The sequence below is a fragment of the Fervidobacterium sp. 2310opik-2 genome (genome assembly GCF_011057735.1).
In the GTDB taxonomy this organism is placed as follows: Bacteria; Thermotogota; Thermotogae; order Thermotogales; family Fervidobacteriaceae; genus Fervidobacterium; species Fervidobacterium nodosum.
Map to the genome: position 1 here is coordinate 1 of NZ_LNGG01000029.1, position 22,191 is coordinate 22,191.

The 22,191-nt window shown below is 33.1% G+C and carries 18 protein-coding genes and 1 CRISPR repeat array; of the genes, 2 read left to right on the forward strand and 16 right to left on the reverse strand.

Annotation, left to right across the window (positions count from 1 at the left end):
- Positions 1-101: 101 nt before the first annotated feature.
- Positions 102-1,833: a CRISPR direct-repeat array (repeat unit 29 nt; unit sequence CTTTACATTCCTCATAGTTCAGATAAAAC).
- Between the two features lie 208 nt (positions 1,834-2,041).
- The 8 genes from cas2 to cas6 all read right to left on the reverse strand — a co-directional run bounded on the left by cas2 (position 2,042) and on the right by cas6 (position 10,353).
- Positions 2,042-2,305 carry a CRISPR-associated endonuclease Cas2 gene (gene cas2 / locus AS161_RS08825; protein WP_164542590.1) on the reverse strand — a complete coding sequence of 88 codons (264 nt, stop codon included), beginning with the start codon at positions 2,303-2,305 and terminating at the stop codon, positions 2,042-2,044.
- A gap of 81 nt (positions 2,306-2,386) precedes the next feature.
- Entirely contained in the window at positions 2,387-3,367 is a 981-nt protein-coding gene (gene cas1b / locus AS161_RS08830) for a type I-B CRISPR-associated endonuclease Cas1b (RefSeq protein ID WP_164542538.1), read from the reverse strand.
- 5 nt (positions 3,368-3,372) lie between these two features.
- Positions 3,373-3,885, reverse strand: coding sequence for a CRISPR-associated protein Cas4 (gene cas4 / locus AS161_RS08835; protein WP_164542539.1), 513 nt, complete (start codon positions 3,883-3,885; stop codon positions 3,373-3,375).
- A 19-nt stretch (positions 3,886-3,904) separates the two neighbouring features.
- Complete coding sequence (gene cas3 / locus AS161_RS08840; RefSeq protein ID WP_164542540.1) at positions 3,905-6,238, reverse strand: CRISPR-associated helicase Cas3'; 2,334 nt, start codon at positions 6,236-6,238, stop codon at positions 3,905-3,907.
- Positions 6,228-6,971: a type I-B CRISPR-associated protein Cas5b gene (cas5b, locus tag AS161_RS08845; protein WP_164542541.1), complete on the reverse strand. Its 744-nt coding sequence runs from the start codon at positions 6,969-6,971 to the stop codon at positions 6,228-6,230. The genes cas3 and cas5b overlap by 11 nt, the downstream gene beginning before the upstream one ends.
- A 2-nt stretch (positions 6,972-6,973) precedes the next feature.
- Positions 6,974-7,900: a type I-B CRISPR-associated protein Cas7/Cst2/DevR gene (gene cas7i / locus AS161_RS08850; protein WP_164542542.1), complete on the reverse strand. Its 927-nt coding sequence runs from the start codon at positions 7,898-7,900 to the stop codon at positions 6,974-6,976.
- Complete coding sequence (gene cas8a1, locus AS161_RS08855; RefSeq protein ID WP_206518809.1) at positions 7,893-9,473, reverse strand: type I-B CRISPR-associated protein Cas8b1/Cst1; 1,581 nt, start codon at positions 9,471-9,473, stop codon at positions 7,893-7,895. The genes cas7i and cas8a1 overlap by 8 nt, the downstream gene beginning before the upstream one ends.
- Positions 9,474-9,567: 94 nt before the next feature.
- Positions 9,568-10,353 (reverse strand): CRISPR-associated endoribonuclease Cas6, encoded by a 786-nt coding sequence (gene cas6, locus AS161_RS08860; RefSeq protein ID WP_164542544.1) that lies wholly within the window; start codon positions 10,351-10,353, stop codon positions 9,568-9,570.
- 914 nt (positions 10,354-11,267) lie between these two features.
- On the opposite strand from cas6, the gene AS161_RS08865 reads away from it, so the two are divergent.
- Both AS161_RS08865 and AS161_RS08870 read left to right on the forward strand, forming a co-directional pair.
- Entirely contained in the window at positions 11,268-12,509 is a 1,242-nt protein-coding gene (locus AS161_RS08865) for a hypothetical protein (protein WP_164542545.1), read from the forward strand.
- Positions 12,510-12,659: 150 nt separating this feature from the next.
- Entirely contained in the window at positions 12,660-13,559 is a 900-nt protein-coding gene (locus tag AS161_RS08870; RefSeq protein ID WP_049751011.1) for a MoxR family ATPase, read from the forward strand.
- Positions 13,560-13,633: 74 nt separating this feature from the next.
- On the opposite strand, the gene AS161_RS08875 is transcribed toward AS161_RS08870, so the two are convergent.
- From AS161_RS08875 to AS161_RS08910, 8 genes are read right to left on the reverse strand one after another with little or no spacing between them, the layout of a single operon-like run.
- A complete protein-coding gene (locus tag AS161_RS08875; RefSeq protein WP_164542546.1) occupies positions 13,634-14,245 on the reverse strand; it encodes a SagB/ThcOx family dehydrogenase in 612 nt (203 codons plus the stop codon).
- Positions 14,246-14,281: 36 nt separating this feature from the next.
- On the reverse strand, positions 14,282-16,624 hold the full coding sequence (gene pheT, locus AS161_RS08880) for a phenylalanine--tRNA ligase subunit beta (RefSeq protein WP_164542547.1): 2,343 nt from the start codon (positions 16,622-16,624) through the stop codon (positions 14,282-14,284).
- A gap of 32 nt (positions 16,625-16,656) precedes the next feature.
- Positions 16,657-17,277 carry a hypothetical protein gene (locus AS161_RS08885; RefSeq protein WP_164542548.1) on the reverse strand — a complete coding sequence of 207 codons (621 nt, stop codon included), beginning with the start codon at positions 17,275-17,277 and terminating at the stop codon, positions 16,657-16,659.
- A 50-nt stretch (positions 17,278-17,327) separates the two neighbouring features.
- A complete protein-coding gene (locus AS161_RS08890) occupies positions 17,328-19,808 on the reverse strand; it encodes a hypothetical protein (protein ID WP_164542549.1) in 2,481 nt (826 codons plus the stop codon).
- Positions 19,809-19,831: 23 nt separating this feature from the next.
- On the reverse strand, positions 19,832-20,368 hold the full coding sequence (locus AS161_RS08895) for a bifunctional nuclease family protein (RefSeq protein ID WP_164542550.1): 537 nt from the start codon (positions 20,366-20,368) through the stop codon (positions 19,832-19,834).
- Entirely contained in the window at positions 20,349-21,101 is a 753-nt protein-coding gene (locus tag AS161_RS08900) for a lysophospholipid acyltransferase family protein (RefSeq protein WP_011994093.1), read from the reverse strand. The genes AS161_RS08895 and AS161_RS08900 overlap by 20 nt, the downstream gene beginning before the upstream one ends.
- Complete coding sequence (locus tag AS161_RS08905) at positions 21,098-21,733, reverse strand: hypothetical protein (RefSeq protein ID WP_164542551.1); 636 nt, start codon at positions 21,731-21,733, stop codon at positions 21,098-21,100. The genes AS161_RS08900 and AS161_RS08905 overlap by 4 nt, the downstream gene beginning before the upstream one ends.
- Positions 21,730-22,176 carry a tetratricopeptide repeat protein gene (locus AS161_RS08910; RefSeq protein ID WP_206518810.1) on the reverse strand — a complete coding sequence of 149 codons (447 nt, stop codon included), beginning with the start codon at positions 22,174-22,176 and terminating at the stop codon, positions 21,730-21,732. The genes AS161_RS08905 and AS161_RS08910 overlap by 4 nt, the downstream gene beginning before the upstream one ends.
- Between the last annotated feature and the right edge of the window lie 15 nt (positions 22,177-22,191).

Consider the following 22,191-nt stretch of genomic DNA (forward strand, 5'->3'; position numbering starts at 1 on the left):
TGAAATATTAAGTTATTGAAAGTCAAAGTGTTGACTAGGTTTTTTATTTTTCTATTTTTTCTCCTCTTGACTTATTACCGGAAATCTTATGCATGTTGAATCTTTACATTCCTCATAGTTCAGATAAAACGAAATTTTACGTTAACTCTTTGTTACATTAAGTGTACCTTTACATTCCTCATAGTTCAGATAAAACTTGAACTTGAAGCAAACAGCAAAGATTTGATGATTCCTCTTTACATTCCTCATAGTTCAGATAAAACTAGAATTTCAGAATTTGCTTGACAAGTATATAATGCCTTTACATTCCTCATAGTTCAGATAAAACATAGGAGGGTAATACAAAATAAAACGGAGGTCGATTCTTTACATTCCTCATAGTTCAGATAAAACTATTGCGCAATCAGACCAAGTTGAGCGTGTGTTATAACTTTACATTCCTCATAGTTCAGATAAAACTACAATTAATCCTAGCGTACAAGGTGAAACCATATACCTTTACATTCCTCATAGTTCAGATAAAACACGATAGACGGAAAGAATAACTGTACTTGCACCAACTTTACATTCCTCATAGTTCAGATAAAACGCTTTCGTGGTATACTATATGTGATGCATCACGAATCTTTACATTCCTCATAGTTCAGATAAAACCGAAATTATGGTAACAGTAAACGGTGTAAACAAAAACTTTACATTCCTCATAGTTCAGATAAAACTATATAAAGATACTTCAAAAATCAACAGACCGTTGCGACTTTACATTCCTCATAGTTCAGATAAAACTTGAGAAGTTCGAAGGCTTTACTAAGTTACTTCAACTTTACATTCCTCATAGTTCAGATAAAACAATGAGTTCCTTATCCATACCTAATACCTCCTTTAATCTTTACATTCCTCATAGTTCAGATAAAACTGGTAACATGTTAATGTTTGTTTCATCTAGTATGAACTTTACATTCCTCATAGTTCAGATAAAACTGGAGCATCTCATTGGCATCTACCAACAGTATCTCGACTTTACATTCCTCATAGTTCAGATAAAACTTTGAACTCCTGAACTGCATACTTGAAGCCAATATCTCTTTACATTCCTCATAGTTCAGATAAAACTACGTTGGAGACAGTTTCGAACTGTTTTCAGCGGACTTTACATTCCTCATAGTTCAGATAAAACTCATGATGACGAAATCGCGGAAGAGCAACGAGTATTCTTTACATTCCTCATAGTTCAGATAAAACTTGACGAGGCTCTGTGCCACGGTTTAAATAGAAACACACTTTACATTCCTCATAGTTCAGATAAAACTTGGATGTGTGTTTAACATTTGCTCGAAAAGTTCAACTTTACATTCCTCATAGTTCAGATAAAACCAATATATCACGTTTTCAATCGTACATTTTACATCTCTTTACATTCCTCATAGTTCAGATAAAACAAGAACTCAAACAAGACTTAACCAAGACTCTTGCAACTTTACATTCCTCATAGTTCAGATAAAACTTTTCAGCCTTTTTTGACACAATAAGCCCGAAAAATTCCTTTACATTCCTCATAGTTCAGATAAAACTGGAGGTGTTTGGTATGAGAATTAGTGAACTTAAAACTTTACATTCCTCATAGTTCAGATAAAACATACAAATACCACGTCTGGTAATTTATTATCTGTTTACTTTACATTCCTCATAGTTCAGATAAAACGAGAAGTACGAAACGAGTGTTTCGTGCTTGAAACCGTCTTTACATTCCTCATAGTTCAGATAAAACTGAAGCTTCAACGGTTACAGGAACAGTCTGACCAGTCTTTACATTCCTCATAGTTCAGATAAAACCCACATCAGTAAAAGAGAAAAAGTTTAGAGGATATTTATAATTAAAGTTAATTTTAAAATTGCTTAAAAAGAATATATTTTGCAGCAAAGTATTGATTTAGATTTAGTATTTTTTTGATGAATAATTTATTTTTCTAGATTTTATCAATATTTTACTGTTGCATAGTCTAAAATGAGGTTCGCTGCAAAATTGATTATATTGTTATAATTACAATATTATGGAGTCATAATTCTTTTCTTGCCCCAATATTTTCTTGTTGCAAGCATTTTTAAATTCAATCTCATAAAAATATATTGAATCCTCGTCTTTTTCTATTACTGAGAGCAGTTCTCGTTTACATTTTTCTAACTTTCCAAATGTGATTTCACCTTCGAAAACAGAGTTTTGTACCCAGATAAAGTATTTTTTCAATATCTTTCTTACCTTGTTTACTCTTTTTTCATTAACATCGTAAGTAACTATCAAAAATATACTTAACCACTCCTTTGAAAAAATATCTTTATGAATTATTTTAAAAAAGTATTTGTCAAGTTTCACTCATCTTCAGCAAATTTACCACCATGCTTTGAGTGGAGAATAAACTTGATCGCCTATAAAATGTTTTATCAGTTTATAACATTCAAGTTTTATAAATCCCTTGTATGAAACATTTCTGTTTAGTTGTCTGTGACGAACCGTAGTCTCGAGCTTTTTTTCAAATTCTTTCAGGAATATCTTTTTTCCCTCTTGGTTTAAATAACAATAATTCAAATCTTCATCAAAGTGTTCAAGACTAAGCTGACGATTATTGAGAAGTTTGAATATTACAGTATCAACAACTAATGGTTTGAAAATTTCAGATATATCAAGACTTAGCGAAAATCTTTTTTCACTTGGTTCATGCAAAAAACTTATTGTTGGATCAAGTTGAGTTTGGTAAATTTGAGACAAGGTATGACTGTAAATTAAACTATTTCCAAATGAAATCAAAGCGTTTATAGGATTTGTTGGTGGCCTTTTTTCTCTTTTTTTCATTGTGAAATCCTCTGGCAAAAACTGATTAAAAGATTGATAATACATATTTCGTATTCTCCCCTCAAGTCCCATTAATTCTGTAATACTTGATATATTCAATCTACTATTTTCCCACTCATCTTCAATTGAACTCAGAAAATCTTTAGCTTCTTTCCTTTCCCTCAAATTTCGCATTATGTGGTACACTGCCGATTCAACGAAGCAATAAGCCAAAAATAGCCTTTTTTCTGTATCAATATAATGAAGAACTTGTTTTATAACAACATCTCCGGATACGTTTTTCTTGCGCGGTAAGAAACTTCCAGTATAAAAGCCATAGTAGTTATAAAAATGAAGGACAATACCGTACTGAGAAATGTAATTTAGAGCTTTAGTATTCAAGTCTACTTCTCCAAAGATGTGAATTTGTTCAACATTTTCAATATCAATAGACCTTTTCTCTTTTTCTGTTTCAAAGTATAAGGTGTTTTCATGTCTTTTTATTCTTCCATTAGAGGTAAGATATAAGCTTTTTGGCATATCATTTACCCCCAGCAAAACTCATAATATGCACATGATTTGCAAATTTTCTGCTTTTTTGCAGGTGGTGGTGTGGTCCTTGCTGTAATTTCTTCTATCTCTTTTAAAGCCTTTTTTATCTTTTCTTCATACTCAGCCGTCAGTTCCAAGACTTCTTTTCTTTTTTCTTTTGGATAATTAATTATTCCATGCTTTTTAATACCCTTTTGCTTGAGGTAATAAAGATAGTAAATAACCTGCATTATATCAGCTTCTTTCATTTTACTGCTGTATTTTACCTCTCTAACGTTACCATCTGACAGAATGTCAATCATTATAAGATTATCAATTAAAACATCCCTTTTTGTTTCTTTTGGATACGAGTATTCATGCAGTACTTTACCTAAAAGCACTTTATCAGATGTATTCTCAAAAGTGATGTTCTTACTAAATAACCAAAGTTTTCTTTTACATACATAGAGATAGTTTATTTTTATACCCTGGAATCTTAAATCCAAAATACTTTGAATATCTTCCATTTCGTTTTCACTCGCTTTTTTACCATATATCGGACTGTTCCAATGTTTTTGGTGGTATTAAACCTAATTCGTTATCATATTCACAATCAAGAATATAAATTCCTGAATCCTTATCGTAAATTCTTACTCCGCCATTAGTAAAAAAGTATGCTGGTACAGTAACTGTATATTTTCTTATAGAGAAAATTAATTTTAACTTTTCGGTTGATTTTAAAGACCTCGTTTTTATTTTTTTCAATGTCTCATTTATTTCTTCAAAATTTCTATCAAATATTTCTTTTGGTATTCCAGAAATCGTGACAATATCCCTAAAAATTTTTTGTGCTTCTATCTTTCTATCAGCTCTGTATCCAAGTTTTAGAAGTTCGTATGCTTTATTGAAATTGTTTATAAATCTGGTTTTTTCAAGTGCATTAACATTGTATGCATACTCATTCAGCCTTTTCTTGTCATACTCTGTAATTTTATTTCCATGAAAATCTTTCAAGAACTCTTCTGTCCTATCGACAATATCTTTCTGATAAATTTTTCCAACTCCGCTTGGATCCTTAGTTAGAATGATAATATTTGGATATAAATCGTTATACGTTCTTTTTCTGTATATCCTTCCCATTCTTTGAAGTAATGAATCTGCCGATGCTAGTTCAGTAAATAAGATATCATAGTCTATATCAAGTGAAGCTTCTACAAGTTGAGTTGAGATGACAATGCCGTTTTTCCTCTGATTTGACATAATGATTTGTTCTTTTTGCCTTTTTTGTCCTTCTAAAAACCTTGAATGTAAAAGCTCAACAGGAATTTCTTCAGAATTTTTTAGGCTTTCTTTTATAGCTTGGTAAACCTCTTGAGCTCTTTTCACAGTATTGCATATGACAAGCACATTTTTTCTCTTTCCATTTTCAATTACCTCATCTATGCAATCTAAAATTGTAAGTTCTTTGATAGAAACAATGTGAGAATACATTTTCTTCAAATCTTCATCTGAATATGCTTGGACATACTCAGCATACTTTCCAATGTATTTTAAAATAATCGGATTAATTGTCGCACTCATTAAACAAAATTTACCATTTAAGTTTATTATTTCTTCTAAGGTCTTTATTATAATTGCTAAAGATTCTGGGGAATAACTTTGTGGCTCATCTATTATGATTTTTGAGTACAAAAACAATGAATAAATTTTTTCAAATCCTGGCCATTTCAAAGCTGATGTAAAAATTTGGTCTCCTGTTGTTACAATTACCGGGAGACTTAAATTTTTAGCAAGATCGATATTGTCAAACAAAGTTTCCAACTCTTGATTTTCGTGCTCTGAATTCATGTATTTTTCAATTAAATACATTGTGCTATCAGAATGTAAAATTCCAACTTTATCTTCTCCAAAGACCTTTGCCAATCTTTCATACATCGCATTAATTGAGACACGGATCGGAAGAGTATAAATGAGCTTACTTTTGGATGCCCAGTTTAAACCAAACTCTGTTTTTCCACTGCCAGTTGGTGCAAACAAAATCACGTTTTTTCCAGAAAGCTCAATAGCTTTTTTTTGAAAATCTTTAAAACCAGCGAATTTTCCTTTATTTTTTAAGTAAAACTCAACCTTTTTTGGGAAATTTTGAATTTTTATTTCCTCTGCAATAATTCCTGCGGAACTTGAGTGATCAAGCCTATGCAAAAAACCTTTTAAAAGAATTCTAAAAATTACGTTTTTGTCTGAAAAGTCATACTGTTCTTTGAACATAGATTCTCTCAACTTAGTAATTAACCTATAAAAATATTTTGAATTTTCAAGTATTTTATCCTTATCAGGAGCTGAAGGAAGTAAATTGAACAAAGGGTTCAAACTTTCATTTTCTAAATATTTTGCCACATCGTCATTTATATATTTCTCAAAGTATTTACAATCAAAATCAAAACTCCTATCATGTGAAAATGCAATTGTAAAAAGTAAATTTTCAAAATCCTGAGAATTAATATTCCCCTTTTCAATTTCATCTTCTAAATCGACAAAAGCTATAGATATAAAATTATGAGGTACCTCCCTAGACAAATTATTAATCTGAGGCACCTCATTAATTTTTGCCTTGTCCCTTATTTTTTGCTGAAATTTCGAATTTGCTTTACCTAGATCATGATATATTATTGCCAATCTTAGAAGATACTCAAACTTATTACAATCTATTTGAAGTTTTTTGCATCCTTCTTCTATATCTTCTCTATATTCTTCAAACAGTTTATCCATGTTATTTAGTAAGTCCATTGTGTGTTGGTATATTGTTTGATATTCAATTTGATTATCCTTTTTAAATCTTTTTGCATAAAGTTCTATGGTTTTATAACTATCAATTTTCATACTCCTCATCGCCTATTAAGTCTATTATTATATTTTCATCATCTACCATTACTTCTTGGTCAATCATTGCTAAAGGATTTAATTGTTCCAATGTTTCAATAAAAACTACATCTTTTTTTTCAGTAAATACTCTCAAACCATTCTTGATCTCATATTTGTGGTTAAGCCTAAACCTAATTCCATCAATCATAAACTTTTCGGCAGTTGAATTTTTTAAATACATTCCTATTTCCGGTAGTTCCCCTTTTATATAATTTCTATAATTTACTTTTCTGGGTTCAAAAAACTTTACTTCATCTATTCTCATCAAATCTTCTTTACGTCCTAATCCCCAATAAGAGTTATATATATTCTCATATATTTGATCTAAAGTATCTTTTTCGGCGTTTACATGAATACATAACTCCACATCAACAAAGTTTGTTACGTATATAATGCCATTTACCACCCTTGCAGATATTTCGCTTACGACGGGAGCATTATCTTTTTCTCCTCTTAGTCTATCAAACTTTATTATCTTTTGAATATCATAAACGACGGAATTAAATTTTCCACATATGGATACAGCCATTTTATAATATTTTCCATCTTTTGCACCTAAGATGTTGTGAAGCCATCCTTTTAAGGTAGATGGTGGAGGAAGGGGATAAGAATCCACTATCCCGTATGAAAATGGTTTTCTAAAATTTGCAAAAGGTTGATAAATCTTGATTTTTAAAAGTTCATGCACCATCTTTAAACTATCCCTTCTTCATAATATTTTTTTGCTCTTTCCTTCAAATTTTTGAAGAAGTTGTCAATTGTACCACTTGAATTTGGCAAAATATTTTTAAGCTCTTCCTCGTTTGCAAAAAATCCTTCTAATATTCCTATTAGAGTATAATCAAAGACTTTCTTTCCGTTTGGTAGTGTCAATTCACACGTACTTTTAATAAGCCTTGGATCAATTGTGTAGGCAAAATCTTTCCTTATAAGTTTTATTCTATTTAAGAAAAATGGATTTTTTATTGGATAAAGGCCACCAATTACAAAAATTGGACTTAGATTTTCTCTTCTTCCCTTAATTTCTCTGCTTAAGAATTTTATTGCGTCAAATAAACTATAAAGCCTTTTGAGTTTTTCTTCAACGGATATTTCAATTATATTTCCTTTTTCATCGAAATCTTTGCCCAGTCTATCCAAGTCAATTGCCACGGTGTAAGTGTACAAAGATTTGTGTTGTTCAAGTTGATATGGATTTGGATTAGTATTTGCTCTTTTTGCTAAATTTAAGTTTGTAGCGAACTCAATATCATTTTTGTACTCTTCTAAAGATACAGCCGGAGTAATTTTTACAACCGCTGTTCGAGTCTGAGCGTTTTGTCCTTGTCCTGAAGTTTTCATATAGCCAAACAAGTCTATCTCAGGATATTCCAAAATTGTTGCTTCTTTGCTAAATTGAACTACCTGCTCATCCCCTGTTACCGGAGTTTCTTTTATACCAATGTTTTCTATCATAAATTTGTACTTTTCATATCTTAAGGCTTGTCTTGACATATAGGTGTATACTTTATTTTCTCTTGTAAGTTTTTTTAGTTCGGAAATATTTCCTAAGCTCTCTCCATAGTTTAAGCTCATTCCTTCAAATATGACAGTGATTGTAATTCCCGCATTTTTATTCATTGTCATCAACCTCCTCATTGTTTTTTATTTCTTCATCTTTTTTGCTCCCAAGCAATCCATTTACAAAACTGTATCCTAATGCATAGAAATTATCCCTATCGTTCATTCCCAAAACAAATAAAGCGGGTATTTCCATGCTGTAGCTCATATAGGTTCTAATAATTAGATTCATAAATGTATTTACGTCACCAACCCTAAGTGCTGAAAGCAATCTGTAAGCAAGAGAAGGTATTTTGTTTTCAGCCTTTGAAACTAAGAATTTTTCCTTTAGTTCTTGACCAAAGAAATACATTGCCCACAAATTCTTTTCATCCATTGATTCTTCACCTCTCTTTATATTTTTTATATATTTATAAATAAGCATGTTGTACATTTGAAGCCTGTAAGGCGAAAGGTTCGTTTTTATTTTGGAATTCGGTTTTAGAGAACCTAAAAATTGTTCTTCTAAGAATGTCAAGAACTGAAAACTTAGCGTGTTATTTATAAATTCTTGCATAAACTCACTGAAAGGATAAATACTATTATCTTTAAAACTTATAAATGTACCAGTAATTTTTTCAAAAAGACCAAAATTCGAATTTATGAATTCTGCTTTTTGTTTTGTTATATTAAGACCATAAAGTTGTGGCACATCAGAAGATGTTAGGTCTATTTCGATAAACATAATATTAGTTAACCTAAACTTACTTTCTTCTCTAAATTTCAATAATAAGTAATCATTGACAAAATTCAAAATTTCTTTTTCTTTTAATATGTTTTTCTCTTTTGACATCATTTCCATAAATAGTTTATTTGTTTTATAAAGATCCAAAACAGAAGCATTTTTATCTACAAAATAAAATTTTTTTGTTTTTCCCATTCTGAATTCGGTTAATCCTGCAAATATGCAAAAGTATATTAACTCACAAATTTCACAAATAGGTAGCTGCGATTTGAAATTCCAGAAAAAGTTTTTGTTATCCTTATTAGCTCCTAGAAAGCTTACAATTCCAGTATCTAACAAAGCATCCTTTTTAGCAGGTCTTGAACCACAAAAGATACATTTATGATTTTTGTCTTGTAAGTTTTTTTGGTTAACTATTGGCTTTTCAAAATCTTCAAAGAATTTATTTTTTAAATTCCCTTTAAAGTTCTTATTTAGGAAACTTTTTTCACCACATATTGAACTTATATTTTTAAGGTAAGTTTTAGCATCCTCCTCAATTAAATCCTGTTTGTTTTCAATCAATAAATTGGTTACTTTATGAACATATTGTTCGGCATCAACTTTATTAAAATCTTTAAGCAAGGTTATATTATTGCTGTCTATCAATTGTTTTAACTTAGAAAATTTTTCTACTCTCTTTTTGAAATCACTTACTTCTTTTTTTAAGTTTTTATCAAGTTCCTTTTCTTTCAATTTTTCCAGTATTTTGTTACCCAAATCAATCAATTCATCTGTTCGTGGGTATCTTTGGGAAGCCTTTTTAAAAAACTTATCAGAAAATCCATTTAAACTACTTCTGTCAAATTCTATATAATTTGGTCCGATTGTGATGATGTCTTGGGAGTTTATATCTTCACCATCTAACATAATATCGATAAATCCAATAATCCCAGCATTGTAAGCCCAATCACCTAAATATACCCTCTCCTTCATAATTAAGCATTCCCCTTTACTATTTTTGTTATTTTCCCAATTCTATAAATCCAAAACCCTGCCCACGCCTAAGCCCAATTCCATTCAAATATAATTCTTTCAAATCTTCAGGATCCCCTGATAATTCAAACAAGCCAGAAAAACCAGTTAGATACATATAATCTTTCTTTGTTTTTTCAACAAAATCAGAAATTCTGTGCTTTACAACTGTTTTTTTTACATTTATTGGTTTGAAAGTAAGTTTCCTTTGCAAGCCCTTATTTTGTCCACGCAAAATTCGGATGTTTCTTATCTCAAAATCAACAAATTCATTAAAAAATTCTTCAAACCTTTCATCAAAAGGTAAAACTGGAATTTTCTCGTTCCCATCTTTTCTCTCAATCAAGATAGGTGAAAAAGTTTTAAACCTCATAGTTGTATCAAAACTCTCTGGTTCCCTCATTAAATATGATCTTTTTAGCTTAATCTTGTGCACTTCTGTTAAATTATATGGATAAAGTTGATTATTAATTAAGCCATTATACATATTGATAAAGAATTCGTAATCAGATGTGGACAAATTCAAAGATATATCACCTTTAAACAGTACAGAGTTATTAGTAATATTCATATTAGAAAAATTAACTGCAAATACAAATGGTTTTTGCCACTTGTTTTTCTTGTCTCCCCACCAATAAAGGTTCTTAAAGTATTCTTGATTATACTTTGATAAGGCTTCTTTCATAAGCCTCATAAATAGTGTTCGATAATAAATAGGTAGTTCAAAAATTTCTTCTTTAGGACTTATTATTTGAAATATAAATTTTGCTCTCAAGTAAATTCCTCCCCCCGAATTTCTTTCCAAAGTTTTATGTTTATATTTTCATTTGTAAATAAAAGCAATAAACCAATACAAAAATCTCATTTTCAGCCCTGAAAAACGCAAACATTTTAAATCGCCTTTTACCAAATTGAAAACCAGTATCGTGGATAAATTTAGAGTAGTTCTCATCACTGAGAAGGTTTAGAATTGCGGCTTGGAGTATGTGGTTGTAATGGATGGGAAGGGTAAGTGGTTTATCAAGTTTTAATGTTAGAATCCCCCTCAAGATATCACCCCGGTTCAAAATTCATTTTTATTATACCACGTTGTTGTAAATATAATGTTAATTTTTTATTATTTTTTTGTATAAATTACGCACGTTCAAGTATAATAAAAGGCTTAAGTATTGTTTTTTCGTTGCTTGAATTTGTAAATTTCTTGCAAATTGATAAAAATATATCAATATTCTGTTTTTGTTTCTTTTAATCATTTAAAAGATATGGAGAATACAAATATTCTAAATGTTAAAAAATGGGGTTTACAAAGGAAGTAAAGTGTGGTAAAATATTGCCACAAAAAGGGGGGATTTTTTAAGCCGTTTATTTAAGCCCTTTATTACACGCAGTTTCCACGCTCATGGTCAACCATCGCACATATTAATCCCTCAACACACTCTCCAGTCTTGTTAACTAATCTCTTTATACCCACTTAATTTAAAAATTATTAGCCAATTAAATCTATTACCTTAATTATCTTAGGATACTTTTAATGAGTATCCCTTGGAGTTCGCGACGCTATTTTAAGTATTTCAAGTAGCGTTATTTTAGTTTGCGCTTTTGTTTTTTCATACTTATTATGCCCTTCGACAAAGCATTTCATGCCTTTATATATTTCACTTCTCGAATAGTTTTATAATCTTCAAGGTGGTGATAGGTATTATTATTAGCAAAGAGTATCTTGTTAGTTTAATAGCAAGTAGTATTGCAAGAACTGTGAAAGAGAATAAATCAGGACTTGAAGAGGCTATTAATAATACTGTTAGTATTATAGAGAAAATATATGGATACCGTTTAGGATCAGACCCATCGGTTTTAGACTTATTACTTAGTATAGTTCATGGGGCTTTAAGTTCATTAGCTTTTGATGGGGTAATTTGTTATGAGAAATATGATATGCCAGAATTCGCTATGAGCGGAAAACCGATGGAGCTAATAGTAAAGAAATATGGAAGTTTGATTGAAGAAATAAGGACACGTATTTTAGGTATTGAAAACAACAAATCTTATCTGCCATTTGAGATTATTAAAGATGTCGTTAGTATCAAACCTAGCGTGAGCAATGAGAAGTATTTTACCCCCGCTTTTGACCTTCTGACAGATGTGGTTATAATGAGTGGTTTGGCAAGTGATATGAATTCATTTGAGGTAAGGAGCAGATACTTTTACGTTTTGGCTACCACGGAAAGTATTGATAAAGTATCATCGGACACTTTTGATTACGAGATTTATTGTGTCACTGGTCCGTATACGTTTTTGATTAATAATGTGTTTTATTTAATTGCTTCTGGTAAGTATAAATACATATATCTTGTTTCTAATGAAAAGCATTACGATAAAGTGAAAGATACTGTTCCCAACGATTTGTACACAAGAATTTTAAATGTGACTTCAGAATGGGATGAGTACGCAGATAGAATTCTCACAAACCTCATTTCGAAGAAACTTCTAATCTACGAGCCTCAATTCGCGACTTTAAGGTTGTATGCCGTCAATCGCGGGATTGATTTTTATTACATAAGAACGCCACATCATTTTAATAAGTTTATTAGGAAGATGGGAAAGAAAAACAGAGAATTGCTTGAGTTGGTTAAGCCATATAACCAGACTGATATAGAAGATCAGTATGTATTTCTTAAGAGATTGAAAGAAATGGACATGATTCAGTTATTTACATCACTTGACAAAAAGTACGCAATTGTTGAATTTGCGAAAAGAACTTACAAAAAAAGCAAACTTGATATCCTCGATAGGGTAACTGATGATAAATTGCCTACAGGATTGTTGTCCGCTATTTCTCATGCGTATCTAATAGACCACGATTTTGTAAGAGATTTAGGAACTGAGTTGAATTTAACACATAAGCCTATTGTTGTATTCAATCCCAAGTAAAGTACTTTATTCTCTTCATTTCCACCATTTTCAATAAACAATTTGCCCTCTGAATATTGCCTGCGCCTTTCAACAGGACTTTTAAAGTACTTTGCCCATATTTTTAGGTAAATTAAACAATATTAAATAATATGGGGAGGTATGTTGCTTATGGCAACAACAAGCGAATTATTTGAAATACTACCAGCGATAATGTCTGCTGGTGAAGTTCCAATGCTTGTAGGTCATGCTGGAGTGGGTAAGACGGAGGTAATAAGGTCGATTGGGAGAAAGTACAATAGGGAAGTAATAGTCTTATCTTTATCTCAAATGGAACCTGGTGATTTAATTGGTATGCCAACAAGAGACGGTGATAAAACGATCTGGTTAAGACCAGAATGGTGGCCGAAAGACGGAAATACCATTTTGTTCTTGGATGAGATTAATAGGTCGCATGAGACTGTCAGAGCGGCTATTATGCAACTTTTATTAGATAGAAGATTGAATACTCATGTTTTACCAGAAGGCACATGGCTTGCCGCAGCGATGAATCCGGAAACAGACAAATACGAAGTGAATGTGACTATTGACCAAGCGTATATCGACAGGTTTGTTTGGTTTAAAGTAGTTAACAAGTTTGATGATTGGGAGATGTACGCGCTTAATAATGTAAGCGGCAAGGGTGAGATGTATATTAGAGCGCTTGAGAGTGTTTACAAACTTGACTCTTCAGTCTTTCAAATGCCTTCAGATTTTAACCTTCCAGAGATAGTGCCAACTCCGAGAGCCCATATGAGAGCGGCTAAATTGTTCCAATGTATTGATGAGCGAATCATGGATAAATATGGTTTTGAAATCTTGAAAGGCATAATAGGTAAGAAATATGCGAATTTATTATTAAAACAATTGAGGATGTTTAATAATCCATCTTTGTCTGTAGAAGACCTGCTGAGCTATAACCAAAATAAGATTAAGTCGGTCACGCCACAGATGAGAATGAACACGGCCCAGCAGTTGGTTAATTATATCATAGATAACAATTTGACTGATGAGCAATGTTTCAATCCCTAATAGGTATGCTAAAAGCATTATATCATAGATAACAATTTGACTGATGAGCAATGTTTCAATCCCTAATAGGTATGCTAAAAGCTGTAAAGGTTTTGGCATACGTGACCAGCGTCAAGTAAAATTGCTTTGTGTGAGGCTGGACCGTAACGCCATTCTGTTCTGTATGGTATGGCTGTCCATATGAATACCGCGCTTGCTGTTCCAACGAATGTTTGGTCAAGCGCGGCTCTGATTATTCTTTCTCTAAGGTGCGGTTCTTTTTTGTGGAGCACAAGTTTGTGTTCAATGGGTAAGTATCTGTAAATTGCTTCTTCAAGTCCTTGTACGTTTATAGCATATATGTACGTTTCAAATGGATGTCTGCATCCTGCAGAAGGTACCGTTCTAAATGCCACTTTTGGCGTTATATTTCTTATCCCTTGTGTTGCCCAAAGAAGATAAGCCAATTCTTCGATTGTCAGTGGTTCGTTTGTGTATTTTCTATGGCTCATTCTATTTTCTATCGCTTCAGAGACTGTTTTCGTTCCAAGGTGTTTGACTGTTGGAAGGTCGATTAGAATGCTCCCTTCTTCAACAGGTTTTTCAAAAGGTGGCATTGACATACCTTTTTTCTGGTCACTTGTGAATTTTTCTAATTCTTCCCAATTTGATTTTAAAAATTTTCTCCCTTCTTCGAATTTGCTCATATTAACCCATCCCCCTTCAGGGTTTTGGAGTTCACATTAAAATCTTGGATTCACTCCGAATTTTTCTTTGATTTGTTTTTTGATGTCTTCGATTGCCATATCTACTTCTTCGTCACTGAGTGTGCGTTCTGGATGTCTGAATTTTGCGTATATGGTCACACTGTAATGTCCTTCACCAACTTGTCTGTAAATATCGTCGATACCGACTTCCTCAACGAGTGGGTTTGATTTGTATATTTCAAGAATTCCAGCGATTTCCTGTCCAATTGGTATGAGGTATGAAACATCTCTTCTTATGTATGGGAATTGTGGTATGGCTTTGTATGTTTTTTGAGTTTTTGCCGATTCGTAGAGTCTCTCAAGGTATATCTCAGCAACGTATATTTCGTCTTTTACATCGTAGAGTTTGTCAGCTATTTCTGGCTCAAGCATGCCTAAGAATCCTATATCTTTTCCATGGGATTTTATCAATGCGCATCTTGTTGGTATAAAGCCTTTCTTTGAGTATTTTTCAAATTGTGCTTCAACGCCAAATCTTAATAAGATTTCGTCGATAACACCTTTAAATGTATAGAAAGATATATTTCTTTTGTCGGTGTAATCATTTACAGATTCCCTGCCGGTGGCTACGAAAGCGAGTGCTTCTTCTTCAAATGGTTTTCCATCTTTTACGTTAAATATTTTACCTACTTCGAATAGTCTAACGTCTTTTATCTGTCTTTTGTAATTGTATGAAAGCGATTCGAGTAAACCATAGAGGATACTCGGTCTCATTGTGTCGAAATCGGATATTATCGGGTTACTTACAGGGAGTCCTTTTCCATTGATTTCGAATTTTTCTATGAGTTTACTTGATGTGAATGAAAGTGTGTTTGCTTCGTTGAAACCGAAGCTTGTTAAAAGTTGTTTTAGTTCGTATCTGAGTTTTTGGATTTGGCTTCTGCCTTTTTCAATAGCAAGCATCCTTGGTGGTTCGGCATGCATGTTGTCGTATCCGTGTATTCTCCCAACTTCTTCCATTATATCTTCTGGGATAGATACGTCAAAATATCTGAATGATGGTACGTAAACTTGGTATCCTTCTTTTTCTTCTTCTATTTCAAACCCCAGCGGTTCGATGTATTCTCCAATGTGTTTAACTTCTATTCCAAGTACTTTCTTTGGGAAGTGCTTTGGAACGAAGATGACTTTTTGTTGGAGTTTCTTTTTCCATACGTCAACGATTTCAGCTGATGGTTCTCCATCAGCGAGTTTTTGGATTAATTCTGAGAGTCTTTCTATTACGTAAAGTGCATCGTCGAAGTCTACGCCTCTTTCAAATCTGTACGATGAATCAGAGGAGACACCTAATTTTCTCGAAGCTCTTCTGATACGTACTGGGTCGAACATTGCAACTTCAAGGAGGACATCTGTTGTTGTTTCCGATATACCAGATTCTTCTCCTCCCATTATTCCACCAAGCGCGAGTAATTTTTCACCATCGGTTATGAGTACTTCACCACCGGAAAATTCGTATGTTTTACCATCTAATAGAAGCATTTTTTCGCCAGGGTTGGCGTCTCTTACCACTATTTTTCCCGCTAATTTCGATAGGTCAAATGCGTGTACAGGGTGTCCTGTTTCAAGCATCACGTAATTTGTTATATCAACGATGTTGTTAATTGGTCTTAAGCCTGAAGCGATTAATCTTTTTTGTAGCCACATGGGGCTTAGCTTTACTTTAACGTTGTTTATTACCCTTGCGGTGTATCTCCAGCATCCGTCAGTGTTTATTTCTATATCGACTTTATTATTACCGGAGGCTTTTACGCTTGGAATTGGAAATCTTGGCGTTCTCTTAAAACCTGCCGATAGTTCCCTTGTTACACCGAAATAAGAAAGGCAGTCTGGTCTGTTTGGTGTAATTTCCATTTCGAAGTACCAATCTGATAAGCCAAGGATTTTAATAACGTCTTCGCCAAGTGGTAATTCTTCATCCGTTGTGTATACATGCTCGCTTTTTTCTTCAAGTCCGAGTTCTTCTAACGAGCAAAGCATTCCTTCGGAGAATATTCCACGCATTTCTCTTTTTTGTATCTCAACGCCGTTTGCAAGTTTTGCGCCCTCGAGTGCTACGTAAACGTATTTCCCTGCTTGTACGGATACATCAGCCGTTAAGATTGTCCTGTATTCACTGCCTATATTAACTGTGCATACGACGAGTTTTTCCGCGTTTGGATGTTTTTCAACTTTTTCAATTTTTCCAACAACGATTGGACCGCTTATCGGAAATACTGGTCCATTTTCGTCGATATCGAACCCAAGTTTTGGGAGTTTCTCAAGTACTTCTTCGCGTGAAACATCGATATATTCATTCAACCATTCTAATGAAATTCTCACCCTAAGACACCTCCATTAATAATTCAAATAGTTTATTGATAAATCCATATTTTCCATATAATTGTTATTGCTATTCCAAATAATGGGCTGAGCCACCAAGTGTGAGAAAATCTTTTTACTTTCCAAAGTCTGTACAGGAATCCAAGCACTAAAGAAAGAAATGCGAAAAGATAATTATTTGCCAAGAAGAATACGAAGAATGCCAAACGTTCGGATATACCGTCTAAATCGTTGTATTGTGGATCGTTTGGATAAAAGTTTCTGAAAAAGTAAGTTACAGCCATCGTTACTACTGCCATTCCAAGAAGGTATATAGCGAATTCTTTTGATATGTATGAATAAACAAATAAATCTGCAACAAGATAATTTAGAATCAGTGCAATTACAAGTTCAGATAATTCCAGCATGTGTATGTAATTTACATTTTTTATTTTTGTTCTTAAAATATCTCCTGAGACATGAATAATAGCCATAATGGAAAGTACTATGATTCCTCGAGTAGATTTCAACAGAGTGTCAAATGTGAATGCGAGTAATGCAAATAACGACCAGATGATGTGTTCAATGAGTTTGTAACCTTTGTAGGTCCTTATCTTTGTGTTGTCGGTGAAACCGTGGTCTGCGACAAAATGTGCTAGGAATAGATGTAGCATTTTTAAACCTCCCTGTTCGTCTTTTAGATTTGTATTGGACTATCTAATTATCATCCAATCTTGTATAACAATACTCCTTCGCTTGTCATAATATACAATTTATCTTCCCACACGCTTGCATCGTATACGACTCCTGGTACATTTTCAACAAATCTATCGATTTTTTTGGCTTCAAAGTCGATGAGTGTAATAAAGTTGTCTCCAACAGCGACAATATATTTTCCGGATTTGTAAAGCTTAAGATTTCCAACCCATCCTTCGCCGGTGTAGGCGTAATTCCCCGCTCTGTTGAATACAAGCAAGCCATATGCGCGTGTGGTTGCTATAACGTAATCGTCAACAACTATAGCGTATGTCATGTCGTAGCTTTTGTAAAGCCCAACGGGAGCGGTGTATTTTATTCCGTAATAGTATCGGTATATTTCTCGGTTGGTCATGAGTATTATTTCATTACCGTCATATATGACTTTGCCGTACACACCGCGTAAAGTTATTATCAAATTACCCGTTTCGTCAACAAAATCAATTTTTTCGTTTGGTCTTGGTTTTGCGAATATTGCGAAGTCTTTTGTTGCTAAAGAATCATCTGCTGATGTTGAATTGTAACTAATTGTATCCGCGAGTTTTCTGTAGAATATTTTCGTTTGAGTCATGTAGCTTATACCGTCGATTGTTTCTTTCAATCTTAAGATACTTTCATCCCATACTTTTGTTCCAGAGACGTATAATCCTTTCTCATCGGCTGTGTATATAATACCACCGTAAACTGCTATTTGATTGCCTGTAAATGGGAGTGTTTGGATGAATTTTATGTAAGGATTATCGGTAATTTTCCACTCATCAATTTGGAATTGTTGAACTTGCTCAGCTGAGAGGAATCTCTCAAAGACTTTCTCTTTATCGCTCGTCACTTTTTCTGAGAATGTATCGTCTTTGTAAGATGGTAGTTCCGGTAACTTATATTCAAAAAATTGTTTCAATTCTTGTATGAATTCATCACTTACATAGAAATTATTCCAACTACCATTAAATATTTTCAATGTCATGTAAGGCATTCTTGCGGAATTTTTTGAGACAACACCATCACCGAGGTTCAATACTAATTCGGGATAAAGTCTTTCTAAAAGGCTCGAAGTTACATCGATGGACATTGGTGGAGTGTTTCCCATGTACGCGGTTGTTTCTATATCTGTTCTGTATGGTAAATATCTCATTGATTTTAAAAACTCGGAATTTGGTATTAAATCAGAATAATAAATATTGACACCTTCTATGTAAGATTTTAAATAACTTTGCATAGAAGCGATAATTGATTGTGGGATGTTGTAAAGCGTCTCAGCTGCGGATGGTTTCGCTGGGTATATAGAAACAGCTAGCCTTGGGTCTGCTATGTTTGTTCCATAAAATGGCGTTGAAATGTAAGCGACCTTGCGTACATTTTTTATTTCTGGGTGCTTTGAGAGGCAGTAGTAAACAATTAACCCACCGATTTCGTGAGCAAGTATGTCGAATTGGATATTAGAATACTTTTTTAGTTGTTCTGCTAATCTTTCCGCTTCGAATATAATTGCACTTGGTAGTGGATTGGCATTTTTAAAAGAATTAAATAGTGTTGTGTAGTTGTACGATCTAACTTCGTTCAATGGGTATTTGTAAATTAATATGGACCTGTTTTTGAAAACACTTTGCCACAGAGAAATACCTGATACTTTTGTTGATTCGAAATATCCGGAAAAACCGGGGTCGCTTCCCGGAACTATAAGAAGCGTTGGTTCGGCCGAAATTGTTTTGTAAATTTCTAAAATACCTGTTTTGAGAGTTTGGCCTGGTGTAGAAACGACACCAATCCAACGTGGAATTACGAATAAATTAGATTCGACGTAGTACCCATTTTCATCTTTACCTATATAACTCCCCGGAATTATATTGTATGCTTTTCCATCGCTGGTTATCGCGGCAAATGATAGCGAATTTGCATCGTTGCTCCCAATGAGCGATGATGGGAAATAGTATCTGAGAGTTATTGGTAGTGTTGCCATATCGTATCTTTCATCACTGGGAATTATTTCATAAATTGGGCTGGCGAAATTTCCAGTATTCAAAATAGATTGAAGACTCTGTTGAGGAGGTATCTTAACCCTAAATGATTTTTCATATGGGAAAGCTCCACTGGGAATTGAGATAACAAAATTTTGAACTGTTTGAGTTCCTTCCGAAATGACGGTTTCCTTATCTGATGGTTTTGATGATAAAATGATGACTATAGATAACAGTGTGATACCTGCTAATGTTAAAATTAAAAGTATCTTATGTGACCAAAGGTACTTTGGGAATTTTTTAATTGCAGAGAATATCTGCCGAAATTCGAATTTCGGCTTTGTACTTTTTGATTTCTCTTGATCTAATGAATTGTTAGTTCCATTGGAAGATTTAGAAGACTCGATGCCTTCTTTTTGGGGGATTTTTTTCTTTAAAATTTTATTAGATATGTTTTTAAAGATATTTTTTATGTTTTCAAAAATCTTTGGCATAGTTACCCCCTTATTATGTTTTTTTATTCTCCGTATCCGCTTGTATCACCGTCTAACAATTTTCTGAACTCGTTTATATCTAAATTCTCAACAAATTTTTTGAATTCTTCATCGGATTGGTCAAGATGACCAAGGTCTATTGCTTCGCTTGCGATAATATCGTTTGTGACGTAAAGTGGTGCTCCTGTTTTCAACGAAAGGATTATGCAATCAGATGGTCTTGCGTCTATTTCTATAAATGGATTAACACCCTCTGATATGTCTTGTTCTGAAAGTGTTAAATCCCTTAAGACTATTTTCGCGTAAAAGATGTTGTCTTTTATGGAGTGAATTACAAATCTTTCTATCTTCAAACTAACTTCATTTATTATGTTTAACATTAAATCGTGTGTAAGGGGTCTGTCGAAAGGTACTTTTTCTATAGCGATTGCCATGGTACTCGCTTCGCAAGCGCCAATCCAAATCGGAAGAATCTTTTTTGTGTTTTCTATCCCCAGTAAAACGACAGGAGTATTTGACACTTTGTCAAGTACAAGGGCCTTAACAGTCGCTTTTTTCATTTTTTATCACCTCTTTCAGTTTTTCCACACCATCTTTTATGGTATTCTCAACGTACTTTCTTAATTCTTCCTCAGATTGAAAGTTCTCAGGATAGACGAGGTCATGTATAAGTATGCCTGTTTTGTTGTAATTTACGATTAATTTATGCTTAGGTATAACCAAATGGTTTCCCCATATTGATACTGGTAAGATTGGGACTTTAGCTTTCATGGCTATTTCAAGACTACGCGGTTTGAATTCGTGTACTTCTCCATCGGGAGATCTAGTACCCTCTGGGAAGATTACAAAGTGATAACCTTCATTTAGTTTTTTCATGACTTCTCTTATAGTCAACGCTGTTTGCCTTATGTTTCCTCTGTCTATAAGCTCGCTACCAAGGTATTTCAAAAATACATTTATCATTGGAAATTTTCCAAGTTCTTTTTTTGCGATAAATGGTGTAGGACCGACGTAACCTATTACAAGTGGTATATCAAGTATGCTTTGATGGTTGCAAACCACTAGGTAATTTCTATTTATATCTGGCTTTTTTCCGCAAGAAAATACTCTTACACCAAGCAATTTGAAAGCAGCTCGACCGAATATCTCTATTTGTTTTAAGACAAATTTTCTCCCTTCCTCTTTCCCAAGCAAAAAGCCAATTAATAAAACGATAATACCATAAACAAATATGTAAAGAAAACCACCTATTAAAAGCCAAAGCGTTCTTAAGAAATTTAGGATTTTTTTCATTTATCCTTCCTCCACAATAAATTTATTCGCAGGAAGAAAATTATGAGTGATAAGATAAGAATTGCCCAAAGAAAAATAAAATCGTTAAATTTAAACAGATAGCTTTTTATAAATGCGAGTGAAACAACAGAAATCACAAAGGAAGAAACAGCAACTGCCACAAAACCAACAAATTTTGCGCTGTTTTTGACCGAAAAACTGCCTGCAATTATGCCAATTATTAATCCTACGGCAATTCTAATATACCACCCAAATTCAGGACCAGCAAATGTGTTGAAAATAAAAAGAACTCCCACAAATGCTAATGCCATACTTCCGATGAAGATTAGGGATTTGTAAAGACCATATAAAATGATGCCAAATAATATGGCAAAAAGGATTATAATTAATGTACTATTTTGGTTAAAAAAAGTGACAATCTGTGGATAAAACTTCCCTACGAGATTAAAAACTAAAGGTTGTACATAAACAGCTCCCAGTAAAAAGCCCAATCCAAATATTGTTAACGGCTCTACTATATTTGGTAAGAGGTAGAAAAAAACTGCAACGGGCAAGATAACATACCAATTGGTTATTACGTAAGATATTAAATCTTTTATGTAACTCAGATCCAAAGAAGCAAAATTTATCATAATTTTATTCCCCCATCTATGTATTTTGAAACTTCGTTCCGAACTCTTTCGTCCTTCATCTTTTCTTTTGCTTTCGATAAATTTCCGGAACCGATATATGAAAGGGTAAGTTGTACATCAAGGTCAAAACTTTTCATACCGAGTCTTTCTGATTTTTCAAAAAACATCACTGCTTCGTTGTATTTATCAAGTTCCATAAGAGCACAACCGAGATTAAAATAAGCTAAAGCAAAATCTGGAGATATTTGAATCGCTTTTTTGTACATTTCAATGGCTTTTCCTAACAATCCTTCTCTTCTGTACAAATTTCCAATATTATTATACACTTCTGGAATTTCATATTCCAGAAGTTTTTCGTATATTTCCATAGCTTCTTTATTTTTACCAGATTCTGTTAATTTAACAGCTTCCTCTAACTGCTTGTATATCTCTTCTTTTGTCAAATTTGCTTTTCCCCC

Coding starts and splice junctions, on each gene's coding strand:
- cas5b (WP_164542541.1), bottom strand. CDS start 6,971: ATGGTGCATGAACTTTTAAAAATCAAGATTTATCAACCTTTTGCAAAT.
- AS161_RS08900 (WP_011994093.1), bottom strand. CDS start 21,101: ATGAAAAAAATCCTAAATTTCTTAAGAACGCTTTGGCTTTTAATAGGT.
- cas4 (WP_164542539.1), bottom strand. CDS start 3,885: ATGGAAGATATTCAAAGTATTTTGGATTTAAGATTCCAGGGTATAAAA.
- cas3 (WP_164542540.1), bottom strand. CDS start 6,238: ATGAAAATTGATAGTTATAAAACCATAGAACTTTATGCAAAAAGATTT.
- cas8a1 (WP_206518809.1), bottom strand. CDS start 9,473: ATGTTAGATGGTGAAGATATAAACTCCCAAGACATCATCACAATCGGA.
- AS161_RS08885 (WP_164542548.1), bottom strand. CDS start 17,277: ATGCTACATCTATTCCTAGCACATTTTGTCGCAGACCACGGTTTCACC.
- AS161_RS08870 (WP_049751011.1), top strand. CDS start 12,660: ATGGCAACAACAAGCGAATTATTTGAAATACTACCAGCGATAATGTCT.
- cas7i (WP_164542542.1), bottom strand. CDS start 7,900: ATGAATAAAAATGCGGGAATTACAATCACTGTCATATTTGAAGGAATG.
- AS161_RS08875 (WP_164542546.1), bottom strand. CDS start 14,245: ATGAGCAAATTCGAAGAAGGGAGAAAATTTTTAAAATCAAATTGGGAA.
- AS161_RS08890 (WP_164542549.1), bottom strand. CDS start 19,808: ATGCCAAAGATTTTTGAAAACATAAAAAATATCTTTAAAAACATATCT.
- AS161_RS08895 (WP_164542550.1), bottom strand. CDS start 20,368: ATGAAAAAAGCGACTGTTAAGGCCCTTGTACTTGACAAAGTGTCAAAT.
- cas1b (WP_164542538.1), bottom strand. CDS start 3,367: ATGCCAAAAAGCTTATATCTTACCTCTAATGGAAGAATAAAAAGACAT.
- AS161_RS08905 (WP_164542551.1), bottom strand. CDS start 21,733: ATGATAAATTTTGCTTCTTTGGATCTGAGTTACATAAAAGATTTAATA.